16 protein-coding genes and 1 pseudogene are annotated in these 17,065 nt (G+C 65.2%); 8 read left to right on the top strand and 9 right to left on the bottom strand.

The features are described from left to right. Nucleotides 1–147, top strand: a pseudogene (locus tag HBF24_RS16940) (IS256 family transposase); the annotation flags it as partial. Nucleotides 148–657: 510 nt separating this feature from the next. On the opposite strand, the gene HBF24_RS16935 reads toward HBF24_RS16940, so the two are convergent. The 9 genes from HBF24_RS16935 to map form a co-directional block, all read right to left on the bottom strand. After that, a complete protein-coding gene (locus HBF24_RS16935) occupies nt 658–960 on the bottom strand; it encodes an antibiotic biosynthesis monooxygenase (RefSeq protein ID WP_008217156.1) in 303 nt (100 codons plus the stop codon). A gap of 170 nt (nt 961–1,130) precedes the next feature. After that, the gene (locus tag HBF24_RS16930; RefSeq protein WP_037332606.1) at nt 1,131–1,979 is read right to left on the bottom strand and encodes a DUF4396 domain-containing protein; all 849 of its coding nucleotides are present in this window, start codon (nt 1,977–1,979) and stop codon (nt 1,131–1,133) included. Nucleotides 1,980–2,479: 500 nt separating this feature from the next. Continuing rightward, nucleotides 2,480–3,616, bottom strand: a complete 1,137-nt coding sequence (gene dapE, locus HBF24_RS16925; protein WP_167175788.1) for a succinyl-diaminopimelate desuccinylase — start codon at nt 3,614–3,616, stop codon at nt 2,480–2,482. A gap of 54 nt (nt 3,617–3,670) precedes the next feature. After that, complete coding sequence (locus HBF24_RS16920) at nt 3,671–4,729, bottom strand: VIT1/CCC1 transporter family protein (RefSeq protein WP_167175785.1); 1,059 nt, start codon at nt 4,727–4,729, stop codon at nt 3,671–3,673. A gap of 1 nt (nt 4,730) precedes the next feature. Then, nucleotides 4,731–5,096: a Spx/MgsR family RNA polymerase-binding regulatory protein gene (locus tag HBF24_RS16915; RefSeq protein WP_167175782.1), complete on the bottom strand. Its 366-nt coding sequence runs from the start codon at nt 5,094–5,096 to the stop codon at nt 4,731–4,733. Between the two features lie 70 nt (nt 5,097–5,166). Further along, nucleotides 5,167–5,994, bottom strand: a complete 828-nt coding sequence (gene dapD / locus HBF24_RS16910) for a 2,3,4,5-tetrahydropyridine-2,6-dicarboxylate N-succinyltransferase (protein ID WP_167175779.1) — start codon at nt 5,992–5,994, stop codon at nt 5,167–5,169. Continuing rightward, nucleotides 5,981–8,665 (bottom strand): [protein-PII] uridylyltransferase, encoded by a 2,685-nt coding sequence (gene glnD, locus HBF24_RS16905; protein ID WP_167175776.1) that lies wholly within the window; start codon nt 8,663–8,665, stop codon nt 5,981–5,983. The genes dapD and glnD overlap by 14 nt, the downstream gene beginning before the upstream one ends. A gap of 75 nt (nt 8,666–8,740) precedes the next feature. Beyond that, nucleotides 8,741–9,625: a PhzF family phenazine biosynthesis protein gene (locus tag HBF24_RS16900; protein WP_167175773.1), complete on the bottom strand. Its 885-nt coding sequence runs from the start codon at nt 9,623–9,625 to the stop codon at nt 8,741–8,743. Nucleotides 9,626–9,752: 127 nt separating this feature from the next. After that, on the bottom strand, nt 9,753–10,520 hold the full coding sequence (gene map / locus HBF24_RS16895; protein ID WP_167175770.1) for a type I methionyl aminopeptidase: 768 nt from the start codon (nt 10,518–10,520) through the stop codon (nt 9,753–9,755). 359 nt (nt 10,521–10,879) lie between these two features. Between map and rpsB the strand changes: the two genes are divergently transcribed. From rpsB to dxr, 7 genes are all read left to right on the top strand, one after another. Then, nucleotides 10,880–11,623 carry a 30S ribosomal protein S2 gene (rpsB, locus tag HBF24_RS16890; RefSeq protein WP_167175767.1) on the top strand — a complete coding sequence of 248 codons (744 nt, stop codon included), beginning with the start codon at nt 10,880–10,882 and terminating at the stop codon, nt 11,621–11,623. A gap of 122 nt (nt 11,624–11,745) precedes the next feature. Beyond that, a complete protein-coding gene (gene tsf, locus HBF24_RS16885) occupies nt 11,746–12,624 on the top strand; it encodes a translation elongation factor Ts (protein ID WP_167175765.1) in 879 nt (292 codons plus the stop codon). A gap of 182 nt (nt 12,625–12,806) precedes the next feature. Next, on the top strand, nt 12,807–13,529 hold the full coding sequence (pyrH, locus tag HBF24_RS16880) for a UMP kinase (protein WP_167175762.1): 723 nt from the start codon (nt 12,807–12,809) through the stop codon (nt 13,527–13,529). Nucleotides 13,530–13,637: 108 nt separating this feature from the next. After that, entirely contained in the window at nt 13,638–14,195 is a 558-nt protein-coding gene (frr, locus tag HBF24_RS16875) for a ribosome recycling factor (RefSeq protein ID WP_167175759.1), read from the top strand. Nucleotides 14,196–14,253: 58 nt separating this feature from the next. Beyond that, a complete protein-coding gene (uppS, locus tag HBF24_RS16870; protein ID WP_167175756.1) occupies nt 14,254–15,003 on the top strand; it encodes a polyprenyl diphosphate synthase in 750 nt (249 codons plus the stop codon). Nucleotides 15,004–15,014: 11 nt separating this feature from the next. Continuing rightward, entirely contained in the window at nt 15,015–15,836 is an 822-nt protein-coding gene (locus HBF24_RS16865; protein ID WP_167175753.1) for a phosphatidate cytidylyltransferase, read from the top strand. Between the two features lie 12 nt (nt 15,837–15,848). Beyond that, nucleotides 15,849–17,039, top strand: coding sequence for a 1-deoxy-D-xylulose-5-phosphate reductoisomerase (gene dxr, locus HBF24_RS16860; RefSeq protein ID WP_167175750.1), 1,191 nt, complete (start codon nt 15,849–15,851; stop codon nt 17,037–17,039). The last annotated feature ends 26 nt before the right edge of the window (nt 17,040–17,065 follow it).

Genomic DNA, 17,065 nt, shown 5'->3' with positions numbered 1-17,065 from the left:
GCCTTTCCCACGGACGAGGCGCTGATGAAGCTGCTGTACCTGGCACTACGCAACATCAGCCGCAAGTGGACGCTGCCAATCCGTGATTGGAAGGCCGCGCTGAACCGGTTTACGATCCAGTTCGAGGACCGCATGCCTCAGCTGTAAGCCCAACCCCCGTTTACACAAAATTCTGCACAGGCCCTTGACCCCTGGTGCGCGATAAAACGATCACGAATTTCCATTACCTTTGCATGCGTTTCGAGATCTTCGGGGCTAGCGAATATATTATGTGCTTCTAACCTAGTTCTGCGCGTCGAGCTATTGAAGCATCTCGCGTAAATGAGCAGTGCGCTCTGCCCAAGAGTGGATGGAACTAACCCAAAAAGCCCGCCTCCGAGTTGCACAGAGAGCATGTGATCGTCTTTTAACTTCAGTGTAGCCGTGACAAGACCAAGTATATCGTCGAGGTCATGACCCATTTCAATAAGACTCTCTATTTGAAAAATAAGATGCTTCAATGGTCGATCATTAGTGAACTCCGGGTGATCTACCGGAAATGGAACGCCGACAAGGTCATGATGTGCCATAACGAGCCCTAACGCCCAAGCTCAGCCGCCGTTTTGCCGTAGCGAAGCGAAGGCAAAACGGTCGGCTGGAGCGCCTTGTTGGGCTTGCTTAGCCGGGTAGCTTTGCCGCAAGTACGTCAACTTTCTCGATGGATGGCGGCTCGGAGAACAACTCACCGGCCTTTGCCATTAACGCTGCTGCGACCTTGCCGGAGAGATGGGCTTGCCGGCCCGCTTCATTCGGGAAGGCATCAAAGATTCCGAAAGTGCTTGGCCCAAGGCGAATGCCAAACCAAGCAGTGGTGGCAGGCTCCTCATTGACAATGGGAAGACCGCCCATAAGGAAGCTCTCAACCTCTTTCTCTTTTCCGGGTTTCGCTTCGAGGCGAACGAACAACGCTACTTTGACCATGACATGTCTCCTGTTGTTACAACGACATCACTATACGCCACGTTTTCTTGTAAGCCCAACGCCTGAGCTCAGTTGCCGCCGGAGTGCGAAGCACGGAGGGAACCCGAAGCGCGGCAGCGCTTTGGGCGGTCAACTGCAGCGTCTTGTTGGGCGTCGATACGAGAGATCTGCTAGAAGCGTGTCAAAAGTACCGCTATCCCCAGCCCTACGCCAAATACTATGAACGAAAGGATCGTCATGCCTGCAAGCGTGCGCTTGGAACCTGGCTCCTGTGTTTGCTTTTCAGCCCTCCGTGCCGGGGCAGTATGAGCATCGTGCGAGTGCTCGGAAGCACTTGCGTGCATCGTGTCTTCATTCGTGGGTTTATTGGAAAAACGAATTGTCATCATCCCGTGTTTCATGTGTCGTGATACCAGCCACCAATTCATGGGATAGGCCGTTATGAAGCCGACCAGCAGGGCCATGGACATGACGAACCAGAATGCTGGCCCGGTCGGTTCATGGGCCATGGCCGTATTTTTCATCGCCCAAGTCATTATGGGCACCATGCCAGCCATGAGGCAGTTCATCGACAACAATTCCGGAAAAAACGTACTGGAGAGAGCGCGCGCATATGAGCCGCCGGCCATATCCCGCATGAACAAAGCCTGAAATATCGCCCAACCGAATCCAAAACCTAGGATGTATTCCAGCGCGATGTCGAGCGTTGGGGGAAAATGAAAGACGCCGGCGACGACAGCCCCGGCCAAAATGCCGACCCCATCGCCGGCCACGCAATGCATTGTGGAGCCGAGCACTTGTCTCCAACGCGTTGCAACGTAGCGTTCGTGTAATCCCGGCAACGGCTCGCGGCAACCTAGCACGTAAAGAAACGCACCAAACGGCCCCGTGTACGCGGTGAGTAAAATGAATCCCCATTTTAGAACAGTAGATTCTGGCGTGGTACGAATATCGACCGCCACGAACAGCAGAGATAACGCGGTGAGCAGAAACCAAAGTAGCATTACGCCATCGAGCATTGCTTAAATCTCCGTGCTTTTACGCCCAACGCTTAGTAGACCCCGGATCGGGGCATATGCATCCATCCTCGCTTGCGGTTCGTCCGACGTCAATCAGTGAAACCCTACAAGCAAACAAGGTGTTACTGGTCTTGTCTTCCGCGATGACCGGTGCATGCTGGTTTGCATATCTCACGAAATGAGGTGTGTATGGTTTATCACCCCGAAAACGCGAATATGCACTCCGCCCGCGGCAAGGCGCCTCGGCGGCTGGATGCTGCTGAAGTGAGAGATTCATGGGTGTCGGATACCACCCGGCGTGGGTGGCGCAGCGGCATGCCGTAAGAAGGGCGGACTTTGCCAATACTTGCGCCGGGACCACTATTTTGCTGAGACGAACCAACCCACGCTCGGTACCAAGGGCATTTCACGCCGAAGGGCTGACGACGCCGGTACGGTCACCGCCGCCATGACGCCCAGCGTGATGCGGACGCGCCGCATCGCGGCATAACCTATGGGGCTTAACCGGCCAGCAGGCGCTCGGCGATGGCCCGGTACAGCGACGGCAGGCGCTCCAGGTCGGCGACGGCGACGCATTCGTCCACTTTGTGGATGGTGGCGTTGACCGGGCCCAGTTCGACCACTTCGGCGCCCAGGGGGGCGATGAAGCGCCCGTCGGAGGTGCCGCCGCCGGTGCTTTGCTCGGGCTCGATGCCGGCCAGATCGCGGCAGACACCCACCACCACTTCGCGCAGGCGTCCATCGGGCGGGGCCAGGAACGGCTCGCCGGAAAGGTGCCAGTCGATGTGCCAGTTGAGCTGGTGTGCATCCAGCAGCGCGGCGGTGCGCGCTTTCAGTTCGTCGGCCGTGCTGGCGGTGCTGTAGCGGAAATTGAACTGCGCGCTGAGCGTGCCGGGGATGACGTTGGTGGCGCCGGTGCCGGCGGCGATATTGGAGATTTGCAGCGAGGTCGGCGGGAAGTCGGCGTTGCCGTCATCCCAACGCTCGACGGCCAGCGCCGCCAGCGCTGGCGCGGCGCGATGGATCGGGTTGTCGGCCTGCTGCGGGTAGGCCACATGGCCCTGCACACCGCGCACGGTGAGCGTGGCCGAGAGCGAGCCACGCCGGCCGACGCGGATCAGGTCGCCCAGTTTGGTGGTGGCCGAAGGCTCGCCCACCACGCACATATCGAGTTTTTCACCACGCTCGCGGAAGGTCTGCGCAACGCGTCGCACGCCCTCGGTGGCGGCGCCTTCTTCATCGCTGGTGATCAGCAGCGCCACACGCCCGACGTGATCCGGATGCGCGGCGACGAAGGCCTCCAGCGCTACCACCATGGCCGCCACCGAGCCTTTCATGTCGGCCGCGCCGCGCCCGTACAGCACGCCTTCGCGAATGGCCGGCTCGAACGGCGGCGAAGTCCAGTCGGACTCGGGGCCGGTCGGCACCACATCGGTATGGCCCAGGAACACCAGTGTCGGACCGTCGCCCTGCCCGTGCGTGGCCCAGAGGTTATCCACCTCGCCATGGCGCATGGACTCGACAGTAAAGCCGGCCTCGGCCAGACGCCGCGCGATCATCGCCTGGCAGCCATCGTCGTCGGGGGTGACCGAGCGGCGGCGGATCAGCGACTGGGTAAGTTCAAGCACGTCGGACATGGCGCAGATTTCAGTGGAGGGGTGAAACACAAGCCGCATGGCAGGCGCGGGGTATCAGCCGATGGCCGCCCCCAGCGCGTGACCCAGCAGCCAGGTGATGCCCGCCGCGGCGGTGGTGATGGTCAGCTGGCGGGCGATGGAAAAGCCCATGCGGCGACCGGTAAACAGCGAGGTGGCCGCACCAATCAGGGCCAGGCCCACCGCGGTGGTCAGCACGCTGCCGAGCATGGCTTCGCGTCCGTGCGCGAACAGGTACGGCGCCACCGGAAAGGCCGCGCCCACCGCAAACAGGGTGAACGAGGACAGTGCCGCGGTCCACGCCGAGCCGCCCAGTTCTTCCGGGTCGATACCCAGGTCCTCGCGCACCAGCAGGTCCAGCGCCGCGCGTGGCGTCTGCACCAGCTCGGCGGCCAGTGCCTGCGCGGTGGAGGCGTCCAGCCCCTTGTCGCGGTAGATGGTGGTGATGCGTTGGCGGCTGTCTTCCGGCGCCACGGCCAGACGCTCGGCGCGCGCGGTGATCTGCGCCTGGTAGAACTCGCGCGAGCTGTTGACCGACAGCCATTCACCCAGCGCCATGGAGCAGGCACCGGCGACCAGGCCGGCAAGGCCGGCCAGCAGCACGGCTTTGTCCGCGGTCGCCGCACCGGCCATGCCCATCACCAGACTGACGTTGGACACCAGGCCATCGTTGGCGCCCAGCACGGCGGCGCGCAGGGTGTTGCCGCCCTGCCCGCGCAGGCCGCTGTCGGAAAGCGGTCGTCCGGCCCCGGGGAAGTGGTCGCGATGGCCCTCGCGATCCACCGGCGTGGAGAGGTGGTCGGCATGCGCCAGCCGCGCCACGGTGGGCATCACAAACTCCGAGCCGAAGCGCGAAGCCAGCCACACCAGCACGCGCACACGCAGACCAATGCGCGTCGCCGGCACCGGCTCGCCCAGGGCCTTCAGGCGCGATTCCCAGAAAGCGGCGTTGGCCTGCTCGGCATCGGCCATGCGCCGATAGGCCCGCTCGGTGCGCTCATCATCGCCCAGCGCGGCCAGCTGCGCATACAGCTCGGCGTTGTCGCGCTCGATGCGCAGGTTGTTGAGGTAACGACGAACGGATGCACGCGCCATGTCAGAGCCCGAAACGCTGCTTGTACAGGTTGTCCTTGAAGCCCACGCTCACCGAGCCGTCGCCCATCACCAGCACCGGCCGCTTGACCAGTGCCGGATGCTCCTTGATCAGCAGCGTCCACTCCGGATCGGAACCGGGGTTCTTGCGTTGCGGCAGCAGGTTGCGCCAGGTGGTCGAGGCCTTGTTGATCAGCTTTTCCCAGCCACCCAGCTGCGCGGCCCACGCCTTCAGCGTGGCCGCCGGCACCGGGTTGGCGCGGTAATCGACAAAGTGATGCTCAATATCGAAACGGTTGAGCCAGTTGCGCGCCTTCTTGCAGGTGTCGCAATTGGGCAGGCCGTAAAGCACGGGTTGGGTATCGCTCATGTCCAGTTGCCTTGTTACGCAACGGGGCCGCCGCGCGACCCCGTTGATTTGCCGGTATGGGGCGTAAAGTTTACTGCGCCGCGCGCAGCAGCTCGTTGATGCCGGTCTTGGCGCGGGTTTGCTCGTCCACCTGCTTGACGATGATGGCCGCGTACAAGCTGTGCGTGCCGTCCTTGGCCGGCAGGTTGCCGGCCACCACCACGCTGCCGGCCGGCACGCGGCCGTAGCTGACTTCACCGGTGGCGCGGTTGTAGATGCGCGTGGACTGGCCCAGATACACGCCCATGCCGATGACGCTGCCGCGCTCGACGATGACGCCCTCGACCACTTCCGAACGCGCGCCGATGAAGCAGTTGTCCTCGATGATGGTGGGGTTGGCCTGCAGCGGCTCCAGCACGCCGCCGATGCCGACGCCGCCGGATAGATGCACGTGCTTGCCGATCTGCGCGCAGGAACCGACCGTGGCCCAGGTATCGACCATGCTGCCTTCACCGACAAAGGCGCCGATGTTGACGTAGCTGGGCATCAGCACGGCGTCACGCGCCACGTGCGCGCCGCGACGCACCAAAGCGCCGGGCACCACGCGCATGCCGGCAGCCTCGAACGCGGCCTGGTCGGCCTCGGAAAAACGCAGCGGCACCTTGTCGAAAGCGCGCGAGGGGCCGCCATCCATGACGCGGTTGCCATTCATGCGGAAGAACAGCAGCACAGCCTTTTTCAGCCACTGGTTGACCTGCCAGCCACCGTTGCCATCGGGCTCGGCGACGCGGCGTTCACCGCTTTCCAAAAGCGCCAACGCGGTATCCACCGCCGGACGCAGGTGGCTTTCGATCTCGGTGTCGGTCAGTTCCGTGCGACGCTCCCAGGCGTCATTGATGGTGGTTTCAAGCATTTGCATGATCGTTCCCGGGTAAAGATTCGCTCGCCGGCCCGCCGATGCGCCGCTCCAGAATGCCCCTGAGCGTATGTTTCAGGTCGGCATCGAGCGGACCGTCGTCGGGTCCGGTGAGCTGGAAGAAATCCTCGACGCGCTCGCCGAAGGTGGCAATGCGCGCATCGTGCACGCGTACACCGGCCTCGACAAAGGCCTGTGCGACGGCGGCCAGCAGGCCCGGCCGGTCGCTGCAGACCAGCGCCAGCTGTGTGCGGCCGGTGCTGGCATCGTCGGTGTACTCCACGCGCGGCGCCATCTGGAAATGGCGCAACTGGCGCGAGAGGCCGCGCTTGGCCGGTTGCGCACGGGCCGGCGCGGCCAGCGCACGGGCCAGGCGCGATTTCAGATCGCTGGCGCGCTCGGGGCTGGCCACGTGCTGGTTGTCCGACTCCAGCAGCAGGAAGGTATCCAGGGCCATGCCGGTGCGCGAGCCCAGAATGCGCGCCTCCACCACCGAAAAGCGCAGGCGGTCGAGCATGGCGGTGACGGTGGCGAACAGGCCATCACGATCGGGGGCGTAGACAAACAGCTCGGTGCTGCCACGCACCGAGAACGGATGCACCTCGACCAGTGGCGTGACGCCGTCGGCGCGCAGGATAGCAGCGGTCTGCCAGGCCACCTGCTCGGCGCGATGGCGCAGGAAGCTCAGATCCGGAAAGTCCACCCAGACCTTGGCCACCGCGTCGGCATCGAACCCTTCGCTGGTGAGGATTTTCAGCGCCCGCTCGCGGCAATCGCGCACGCGCACCTCGGCACGCAACGGCAGCGCAAGGTCCGAACGCAGGGCATAACGCGCGGCCACGTACAGATCGGCCAGCAGGCGGTCCTTCCAGGCGTTCCACAGCTTCGGGCTGGTGCCGATGATGTCGGCCACGGTGAGCAGGTAAAGGTGATCCAGGTGCTCCCAATCGCCCACTTCGGTGGCAAAACGGTGCACCACGTCGGCATCGGTGATGTCCTGGCGCTGCGCGGTGGTGCTCATCAGAAGATGCCAGCGCACCAGCCAGGCGACCATGTTGATATCGGCCTGAGGCAAGCCCAGCCGCGTGCAGAAGGCGCGTGCATCGTCCTCGCCAAGCACCGAGTGATCGCCGCCGCGGCCCTTGGCAATATCGTGGAACAGCGCCGCCAGCAGCAGCAGTTCGGGCTTGTCCAGCTCGTGCCAGATCTCGCAGCACAGTGGAAACTCGCGGCGCGCGTCCGGGTCGGCGAAACGCGCCACATTGTGCAGCACGCGAAGCGTGTGTTCGTCCACGGTGTAGACATGGAACAGGTCGTATTGCATGCGCCCGACCACATCGCCAAAGGCCGGCAGCACCGCCGCCAGCAGGCCGAAGCGGTTCATCCGCCACAACGCTTCCACCGCCGGCGCGCCACGGCGCAGCAGCGCCAGGAACGCGGCCAGCACAGCCTCATCGTCGCCCATGGATTCGCCCAGGTGCGCCACCGCCTGCTGGATGCGGCGCATGGTCTCGGCGGTAAAACCGATCAGGTCCGGATAGGCCAGACGCAGACTGAAGGCCTCGATCAGGGTGTCGGGCTGGCGCAGGAACAGATCCGGGTCGACCGGCTGCAGGCGCTTGCCCAGGCAGACGAAGTGCGCATTCAGCGGACGCGGTTCGACGTCCGGCTCCAGCAGCTCCTCGAAGCGCTCGCCCAGCTGCACACCCAGCCGCTCGATCACCGTGGCGGCACGGTAGTAGCCCTGCATGAACTGCTCGACGCCAAGGTTCTTCTCGTGTTCGTCCTCAAACCCCAGGCGCATGGCCAGCGGACGCTGGTAGTCGAACAGCAGCCGTTCCTCGGCACGCCCGGCCTCCAGATGCAGCGCCACACGATAGCGCCGCAGGGTGGCTTCGGCCTCGGCCAGCGCCTCGCGCTCGGCCGGGTCCAGCAGGCCGGCGGCAAGCATGCCGTCGAAACCGATGACACCGGCCACGCGACGCGCCAGCCAGCGCATCAGATCCAGCGTGCGCATGCCCCCCGGCCCTTCCTTGAGATTGGGCTCCAGGTTGTGTGCGGTGTCGTTGTGCTTGGCGTGGCGTTGCGCCTGCTCGGCTTGCTTGGCGGCCAGGAACGCCGGCGGCGGCCATATCGATTCGTCGTCGACCATGGCCTTGAGCTTTGCCACCTGATCGGCATCGCCGGCCAGACGCCGTGCATCGAGCAGGCTGGTAAACACGCTGACATCGTTGCCGGCCAGCTCTCGGCACTGCGCGGCGTCGCGCACGGCGTGGCCGGGCTTCAGACCCAGATCCCACAGGCAGGCGAAAAACCGTTCCAGCGCGCGCGCCTTGGCGCGGCCCGATTCGGGCGTGACCATCACCAGCAGATCCACATCCGAGTGCGGAAACAGCAGGCCGCGGCCGAAGCCGCCCACCGCCAGCAGCGCACAACCGGGCGCTTCGCCCAGGAAGGCGCGCCAAACGTGGATCACCACGCGTTCGACGATGTCGCTGCGCCGATGCACCAGCACGGTGGCATCGGCACCGGAATTGAAGGCCGCGGCAAAGGCGCGATCGGCATCGTCCAGCAACTGGCGAAGCGCCAGCCGCGCCTGTTCGGACACGCCCGAACGCGGCACCGCAATCGGCAGCCGCGGCAAGGTGGGCAAGGGAATGGCTCGTACCGTCATGCGCGCAGACTCCGGGCGCTGGGGGTAAAAGTCAAAGTGCAAGCGCGCATATCCGCGCCGTGCGCCATGGCGCGGTCAGTCCTGCTGCGCGGTCCAGTCGACCTGGCCATCGATCACCGTATTGGTACGTCCGCCGACCCAGACCTGACCGTGCTCGACATGCACCACCAGACGCGCGTCGTAACCCATTTCGCGGCCCTGGCTGACGGCGTAGCCGCCGGCCAGCGTGCCCTCAGGTTCCACTTGTGCCAGGTAGGCACCAACCAGGCCATTGGCCGCGCCGGAAGCAGGGTCTTCCACAATGCCGGCGCCACCGGCAAACGCGCGCACCACCAGCGAATCGCCCTCGCCGGCGCGCGCGAACACGCACACACCCATGCTCTGTGAGGCTTTCGCCAGCGTGCGAATGGCCTCGTGATCGGGGTGCCAGCCGCGCACGGCCGCCTCGCTGGCGCCTTCCACCACCCACCAGCGCCGACCGCCATCGACCAGCGCCGGCGACAAGCGCCCGGCCGGCAAACCGGCCAGCGCAGCCGGCAGCTCGGCGGCGGCATCGGCACCCTGCGCCAGCACGCTCGCCTGCGGCGCCTTGAGCATCAGCTGGCGTGCGCTGCCACGCCCCAGCACGCGAATGGCAATCAGGCCGGCGCGGCATTCCTGCACCAGTCGCCCGTCCACCGGTTCGGCCACACCGGCGACCAGCGCCGCATGCGCGCTACCCAGGCTGGGATGGCCGGCGAAGTCGATTTCGCGATGCGGCGTGAACATGCGCACGCGGTAACTGGCGTCGGCGTCAGTGGGCTTGAGCAGAAAACAGGTTTCGACCAGGTTGGTCCAGCGCGCGAAGCGCTGCATGGCCGCCTCCGTCCAGTCATCGGCGCCGACCACCACGCCCAGATGATTGCCACCGCCATGGCTGGCAGCAAAGACGTCCAGATGGAAATAGCGGTAAAGGCTCATGGCAACGCGGTGCAGGGGACGGGAAACCGCCGATCATAGCCGGTTTTGGCCGCCTTCCGGTGCGTCCATGACCTATGGCACCGCCCGCGCCATGCTGCTTGGGCACGCTGCGGACGGTGCGCAGGCATCAGGCCGCGTCGGGCCAGGGCGTCAGGATCTCGAAGCCATCGTCGGTGACGGCAATGGTGTGCTCCCACTGCGCCGACAGCGAATGGTCCTTGGTCACCACCGTCCAGCCATCGGGCAGCTGGCGCGTGGTTGCCTTGCCGGCATTGATCATCGGCTCGACAGTGAAAGTCATGCCCTTCTCCAGCTTCATGCCGGTACCGGGCTTGCCGTAGTGCAGCACCTGCGGCGCATCGTGGTAGATCTTGCCGATGCCATGGCCGCAGTACTCGCGCACCACCGAGAAGCCCGCCGCCTCGGCGTGCTTCTGGATGGCGTGGCCGATGTCGCCCAAGGTGGCGCCCGGGCGCACCGCCTCGATGCCGCGCATCATCGCCTCGTAGGTGGTATCCATCAGGCGCTTGGCCAGCACGCTGGGGGTGCCGGCGACGAACATGCGGCTGGTATCGCCATGCCAGCCATCCTTGATGACGGTGACATCGCAATTGACGATGTCGCCCTCCTTGAGCACCTTGCCGGGGCTGGGAATGCCATGGCAGATGACATGGTTGACCGAGGTACAAAGGGTCTTCGGGAAGCCCTGGTAGCCAACATTGGCAGGCACCGCTTTCTGCACGTTGACGATGTGCTCATAGGCGATGCGGTCCAGGTCTTCAGTGGTGACGCCCGGCTTGACGTGCTCTTTGAGCAACGCCAGCACTTCGGCGGCCAGGCGGCCGGCCACGCGCATGCTCTCGATTTCTTGCGGGGTTTTGGGTGTTGCGGCCATGATCGATCCTGTGAAGTGTATTGCCGGCCAGAGCCTTGCGGTGAGCGGCCCACCAAGGGCCGCCGGTCACCGGGCTGGAGCGCGCATGAAGGCGCATCTTGTGGGACGCTCGCGGCCCCGGCTATAATTTCAAGGATTTGCTGCCTCCGGCACTCATGTAAGGCCGGTGCACGCAAAGCGAAAGGCGATTGTAACCGCACTGCGGCATGCTTCGCTTGGCCCGCGGGATGGTCCCGTTCAAGGCCACTTCAACGACACACACGTATCGGCACCGTTCTCGGGGTGCCCGCACCGGCTTTCTTGCCGGCGCCGGGTCGAGGATGGGGATGCGTGGAGGTCTTAACCCCAAGGAGTACACCATGTCTCAAGTCACCATGCGCCAGATGCTGGAAGCCGGCGTCCACTTCGGCCACCAGACCCGTTACTGGAATCCGAAGATGGCCCCTTACATCTTCGGCGCCCGCGGCAAGATCCACATCGTCAACCTCGAGAAGACGATGCCGCTGTTCACCGACGCCATGAACTACCTGTCGGGCCTGGCGCAGAAGAAGGGCACCGTGCTGTTCGTCGGCACCAAGCGCGCCGCACGCGAAGCGCTGAGCGAAGAAGCCGCCCGTTGCGGCATGCCGTATGTCGCCGCACGCTGGCTGGGCGGCATGCTGACCAACTTCCGCACCGTCAAGCAGTCGGTGGCGCGCCTGAAGGAGCTGGAAGCGGCCGAGACCGACGGCACTTTCGAGAAGCTGGTCAAGCACGAAGTGCTGACCCGTCGCCGCGAGCGCGAGAAGCTGGAGAAGTCGCTGGGCGGTATCAAGGACATGCCGCGCCTGCCGGACGCGCTGTTCGTGATCGATATCGGCCACGAAGACATCGCCATCCAGGAAGCGCGCAAGCTGGGCATCCCGGTGGTCGCCGTGGTCGACACCAACTACGACCCGAGCCTGGTCGACTACGCCATCCCGGGCAACGATGACGCCATCCGCGCCATCCAGCTGTACACCCGTGCCGCTGCCGACGCCATCCTGGAAGGCAAGTCCGCCACGCCGAACGCCGCCGCCAACAGCGACGACGAGTTCGTCGAGGTCGAGGAAGGCGCCAAGTAATGCCTGAGGCCCCGGCGCACACGCGCCGGGGCGTCTCTTGCGGACGTCGCCATCGCGACGCACTGCCCCGCGCTTCGCGCCGGGTCCGCCACCCGTTTTGAAAGCTATTGCGAGGACCTCCCATGGAAATCACCGCACAGATGGTCAAGGAGCTGCGCGAGCGCTCTGGCGCCGGCATGATGGAATGCAAGAAAGCCCTGGTCGCCAACGACGGCAACGTCGAAGTGGCCATGGAGTGGCTGCGCAAGCAGGGCCTGGCCAAGGCCGACAAGAAGGCTGGCCGCGTGGCCGCCGAGGGCCGCATCGTCACCGCGCAGAATGACGACGCCGCCGTGCTGGTCGAAGTCAACTGCGAAACCGACTTCGTGGCCAAGGACTCCAACTTCCTGACCTACTCGGACAAGGTTGCCGAGATTGCGCTGGCTTCCGGCGCTGTCGATGTCGACGCCCTGAAGGCCGCCGACTACGGCAACGGCAGCAGTGTCGAGGACGAGGCCAAGACCCTGATCGCCAAGATCGGCGAGAACATCCAGGTGCGCCGCATGGTGCGCGTGGCCAACGCCGGCATCACCGGCGCCTACATCCACGGCGGCCGCATCGGCGTGGTGGTGTCGCTGAAGGGCGGCTCCGAGGAACTGGCCAAGGGTATCGCCATGCACGTGGCGGCCATGAACCCGGCCTACATCACCCCGGAGCACGTCCCGGCCGAGGTGCTGGAGAAGGAAAAGGAAATCGCCCTGGCGCAGATGACCGACAAGGACAAGGCCAAGCCGGCCGAAATCCAGGAGAAGATGATCTCCGGCAAGTTGCGCAAGCTGGCCAACGAGCAGTCGCTGACCGGTCAGGCCTACGTGCTGGACACCAACACCTCCGTCGGCGACGTGCTGAAGAAGGAAGGTGCCGAGGTCGTTTCCGTGGCCCGTCTGGCCGTGGGCGAAGGCATCGAGAAGGCCGAAGAGGACTTCGCCGCTGAAGTGATGAAGCAGGCCGGTCTGGCCTGATGATGCGCCCGGCGCGCCGGGCCATCTACAACGCTTCGGCTTGAAAAGGGCCGCGGAAATATCCGCGGCCCTTTTTTATGTACGCCCTTCCCCCACTTGAACGGCCGCACGCGCGCACTCCCGCAAACATGACGGTGCCGCTACAATACGGCCGTTTTGCCCGCCCGCCGCCGGAGAGATCGATGACCCAAGCACCCAAGTACAAGCGCATCCTGCTCAAACTGTCCGGCGAGGCGCTGATGGGGCGCGAGGACTACGGCATCGATCCCAAGGTGATCGGCGCGCTGGCCGAGGAAATCATCGAGGTCAGCCGCTCCGGCGTGGAAGTGGGCATCGTCATCGGCGGTGGCAACATCTTCCGCGGCGCGGGCCTTGCCGCCTCCGGCATCGACCGCGTCACCGGCGATCACATGGGCATGCTGGCCACGGTGATGAACGCCCTGGCCATGGCCGATGCCATCGAAAAGCGCGGCGCCTACGCGCGCGTGCTCAGCGCCATCCAGATTCACGATGTGTGCGAGGACTACATTCGCCGCCGCGCCATCCGCCATATCGAGAAGGGCCGAATCGCGCTGTTTGCCGCCGGCACCGGCAACCCGTTCTTCACCACCGACTCGGCCGCCGCGCTGCGCGCGGTGGAGATCGGCGCCGACCTGCTGCTGAAAGCCACCAAGGTCGACGGTGTGTACGACGCCGACCCGGCCAAGCACCCGGGCGCCAAGCGCTATGAGCGCCTGACCTACGACGAGGTCATCGAGCGCAAGCTGGCGGTGATGGATACCGCCGCCATCGCGCTTTGTCGCGATCACCACATGCCGCTGCGCATCTACAACATGGTCGAGCCCGGCAACCTGGGCCGCCTGATGCACGGCGAAGACATCGGCACACTGGTCGACGCCGAATAAGCTTTAAAAACGCGCGCCGGTCACATGCGGCCGGCCCACTGACAACCGCGCCGGGCTTTGCGCCGGGCGCTGTTATACTCGATCGAATACCCGGTATTGGAGTTCCCCGTGCTCGACGACATCATGCAAGACGCACAGACCCGCATGGGCAAAAGCATCGACGCGCTGCGTCACGAGCTCAGCCGCCTGCGCACCGGCCGCGCCAGTGCCGCGCTGGTGGAAGGCATCAAGGTGTCCTACTACGGCTCGGACATGCCGCTGACCCAGGTTGCCGGCGTCGCCGTCACCGACGGTCGCTCGCTGACCATCACGCCGTGGGAGAAGAACATGGTTGGCCCGGTGGAAAAGGCCATCCTGGCCTCTGACATCGGCATCACGCCCAACACCGCCGGTCAGGTGATCCGCCTGAACATGCCGCCGCTGACCGAGGAGCGCCGTCGTGAGCTGGCAAAGCATGTCGCGGCCGAGGGCGAGAACAGCAAGATCGCCATCCGCAACATCCGCCGCGATGCGCTGCAGACGGTCAAGGACCTGCTCAAGGAAAAGGAAATCACCGAGGACGACGAGCGTCGTGCCGAGGATGAAGTGCAAAAGCTCACCGATCGCTTCGTCAAGCAGGTCGATGACGTGGTCAAGACCAAGGAAGAGGAGCTGATGGCCATCTGATGGCCATCGCGCCGCGCGCCGAATGATGGCCGCGGCGCCCGGCAGCGAGCACCATGCGATGAACACCGACGAGCCCCGCATTCCGCGCCATATCGCCATTGTCATGGACGGCAACGGACGCTGGGCCGAGCGTCGTCACCGTCCTCGCAGCTTCGGCCACCGCGCCGGGCAGAAAGCCGTGCGCCAGGCCATCGAGTTCTGCCTGCGCCAGAAAGTGCAGGCCCTGACTCTGTTCGCCTTTTCCAGCGAAAACTGGAAGCGCCCACCCACCGAGGTGCGCGCGCTGATGGAGCTGTTCCTGAAGGCGCTGGACAAGGAAGTGGATGAGCTGCACCAGCACGGCGTGCGTATCGCCTTCACCGGCGAACTGTCGGCCTTCGAGTCGCCGTTGCGCGAGCGCATGGAAAAGGCCATGCGCACCACCGCCGACAACCAGGCGCTGGCGCTCAATATCGCCGTCAACTACGGCGGCCGCTGGGATATCGCCCAGGCCGCACGCAAGCTGGCCGAAGCGGCGGCGCGGGGCGAGCTGGACCCGTCGAGCATCGACGAAACCACGCTTGGGCAACACACCTGTCTGGCCAACCTGCCACCACCGGATCTTTTCATCCGTACCGGTGGCGAGCACCGCATCAGCAATTTCCTGCTCTGGCAGCTGGCCTATGCGGAGCTGTATTTCACCGATACCCTGTGGCCTGACGTCGATCAGGCCTGCCTGGCCGAAGCGCTCGAGGACTTCTCCCGTCGTGAACGCCGCTTCGGCCTGACCGGCGCCCAGATCGCCAAGGCCGCCCCGGCCGGCTCCTGACAAGGATTTGCATGCTGCTACAGCGCACCCTCACCGCCCTGCTACTGGCGCCGCTCGCGGCACTGGTGATCATCCTGCCCCCGACCTGGCTGTTTGCCACGATCGTCGGTGTGGTGTTCGCCGGCGGGGCCTGGGAGTGGACGCGGCTTTGCGGGCTCGGCTCAGCCATCGCCCGCGGTGTGTACACCGGCCTGGTGCTGGTGGCTTTCGCGCTGCTGTGGTTCGCGCGGCTGACGCCGGCGCTGTGGCTGGCGCTGATCGCGCTGGGCGTGATCTGGTGGGTAGCGAGCCTGTGGTGGATGCGCGCCTACAGCTTTGCCGCTTCGCCCAATACCGAGAACCGTATCCTGAAGCTGGGTACCGGCCTGGTGCTGTTCATCCCGGCCTGGGTAGCCATCGCCAGCATCCATGGCAGCCCGATCCTGGGACACTGGTGGACGCTGCTGACGCTGGTAATCGTCTGGGCGGCCGATACCGGTGCGTACTTTTCCGGCCGTTTCCTGGGCCGTACCAAGCTGGCCCCGCGCATCAGCCCCGGCAAGACCTGGGCGGGCGTCTACGGCGCCCTGGTGGCCGGCACGGCGATTGCCGTGCTCGGCGGCTGGGTGCTGGACGTACACGGCGCGCGCCTGGTCGGCCTGGCCGTGTTGGGCATGCTCACCGTCGCCGCCTCGATCATCGGCGACCTGTTTGAAAGCCTGATGAAGCGCCATGCCCAGATCAAGGATTCGGGCACTCTGATTCCCGGCCACGGCGGTCTGCTCGATCGCATGGACAGCGTGTTTGCGGCGCTGCCGGTGTTCGCCCTGGGCAAACTGTTGCTGGGCCTGTAAGCGATGGAGACGATGTCTGATCTGCAGCCCCGCGCAGTGGCGGTATTCGGCGCCACAGGCTCCATCGGCACCAATACGCTGGATGTGATTGCGCGCCATCCGCAGCACTTTCGCGCCCATACCCTGGTCGCCTGGCGCAGCGTCGACAAGCTGGCCCAGCTGTGCGTGCGTTTTCGTCCCGAACGTGCCCTGATCGCCGACCCGACGTGCGAAAACGCGCTGAAAAAACGTCTGGACGAGGCCGGCGTGCGCTGCGAGATTGGCTCGGGCGCGGCTGCCGTCACCGCTGCAGCCGCGCACGAGGGTGTGGACACCGTGGTCGCCGCCATCGTCGGCGCGGCGGGCCTGGCCTCCACCCTGGCCGCGGCCCGCGCCGGCAAGCGCCTGCTGCTGGCCAACAAGGAATCAATCGTGATGGCCGGCGAACTGCTGCTGGCCGCGCTGCGCGAAGGTGGCGGCACGCTGATTCCGGTCGACTCCGAACACAACGCGATCTTCCAGTGCCTGCCCGGCGGGCGTCCGGTGCTGGACCGGGTCGGCGTGCGCAAGCTGATTCTGACCGCCTCCGGCGGTCCGTTCCGCGGCAAGCGCCGTGAAGAGCTGGCGCACATCACGCCCGATCAGGCCTGCGCGCATCCGAACTGGTCGATGGGCCGCAAGATCTCGGTCGACTCGGCGACACTGATGAACAAGGGTCTGGAGGTGATCGAGGCTCACCATCTGTTCGATGCCGCGCCGGACCGGATTGATGTGGTCGTGCATCGACAAAGCCTGGTGCATTCGATGGTTGAATACATCGACGGCTCGGTGCTGGCGCAACTGGGGCAGCCGGACATGCGCACGGCCATCGCCTATGCACTGGCCTGGCCCGAGCGGGTGGAAGCGGGCGTTGGCTCGCTGGACCTGGCCGCGGCCGGCCAGCTTGACTTCGAGGCACCCGACACCGGCACCTTCCGCTGCCTGGCGCTGGCCTTTGCGGCGCTGCGCGAAGGTGGCGACGCCACCGCCCTGCTCAATGCCGCCAACGAAGTAGCCGTGGATGCGTTCCTGGCCGGCACACTGCCGTTCCTGGGCATTGCCGAGGTCATTGAGTCGGTGCTGGAGGAACTGCCGGCGCAGCCTGTGGTCGATATCCAGACGCTCCTGCAACGTGACGACCAGGCTCGCGAGGCGGCCCGCCGCTTCCTGCGCTGTCACTGCTAAGCTAGGGGGCCTGGCCGCGCCCAGCG

The sequence above is a fragment of the Oleiagrimonas sp. C23AA genome (assembly GCF_011759385.1).
Classification (GTDB): Bacteria; Pseudomonadota; Gammaproteobacteria; order Xanthomonadales; family Rhodanobacteraceae; genus Oleiagrimonas.
Note: the sequence above shows the minus strand (reverse complement) of the source record. Positions and strands in the feature narration are given on the sequence as shown.

What these genes read in the sequence shown, in the direction of transcription:
- HBF24_RS16865 (WP_167175753.1), top strand. Translation starts at nt 15,015, where the DNA reads ATGCTGCTACAGCGCACCCTCACCGCCCTGCTACTGGCGCCGCTCGCG.
- HBF24_RS16930 (WP_037332606.1), bottom strand. Translation starts at nt 1,979, where the DNA reads ATGCTCGATGGCGTAATGCTACTTTGGTTTCTGCTCACCGCGTTATCT.
- pyrH (WP_167175762.1), top strand. Translation starts at nt 12,807, where the DNA reads ATGACCCAAGCACCCAAGTACAAGCGCATCCTGCTCAAACTGTCCGGC.
- glnD (WP_167175776.1), bottom strand. Translation starts at nt 8,665, where the DNA reads ATGACGGTACGAGCCATTCCCTTGCCCACCTTGCCGCGGCTGCCGATT.
- HBF24_RS16900 (WP_167175773.1), bottom strand. Translation starts at nt 9,625, where the DNA reads ATGAGCCTTTACCGCTATTTCCATCTGGACGTCTTTGCTGCCAGCCAT.
- dapE (WP_167175788.1), bottom strand. Translation starts at nt 3,616, where the DNA reads ATGTCCGACGTGCTTGAACTTACCCAGTCGCTGATCCGCCGCCGCTCG.
- uppS (WP_167175756.1), top strand. Translation starts at nt 14,254, where the DNA reads ATGAACACCGACGAGCCCCGCATTCCGCGCCATATCGCCATTGTCATG.
- dapD (WP_167175779.1), bottom strand. Translation starts at nt 5,994, where the DNA reads ATGCAAATGCTTGAAACCACCATCAATGACGCCTGGGAGCGTCGCACG.
- map (WP_167175770.1), bottom strand. Translation starts at nt 10,520, where the DNA reads ATGGCCGCAACACCCAAAACCCCGCAAGAAATCGAGAGCATGCGCGTG.
- HBF24_RS16935 (WP_008217156.1), bottom strand. Translation starts at nt 960, where the DNA reads ATGGTCAAAGTAGCGTTGTTCGTTCGCCTCGAAGCGAAACCCGGAAAA.
- HBF24_RS16920 (WP_167175785.1), bottom strand. Translation starts at nt 4,729, where the DNA reads ATGGCGCGTGCATCCGTTCGTCGTTACCTCAACAACCTGCGCATCGAG.
- dxr (WP_167175750.1), top strand. Translation starts at nt 15,849, where the DNA reads ATGTCTGATCTGCAGCCCCGCGCAGTGGCGGTATTCGGCGCCACAGGC.
- tsf (WP_167175765.1), top strand. Translation starts at nt 11,746, where the DNA reads ATGGAAATCACCGCACAGATGGTCAAGGAGCTGCGCGAGCGCTCTGGC.
- rpsB (WP_167175767.1), top strand. Translation starts at nt 10,880, where the DNA reads ATGTCTCAAGTCACCATGCGCCAGATGCTGGAAGCCGGCGTCCACTTC.
- HBF24_RS16915 (WP_167175782.1), bottom strand. Translation starts at nt 5,096, where the DNA reads ATGAGCGATACCCAACCCGTGCTTTACGGCCTGCCCAATTGCGACACC.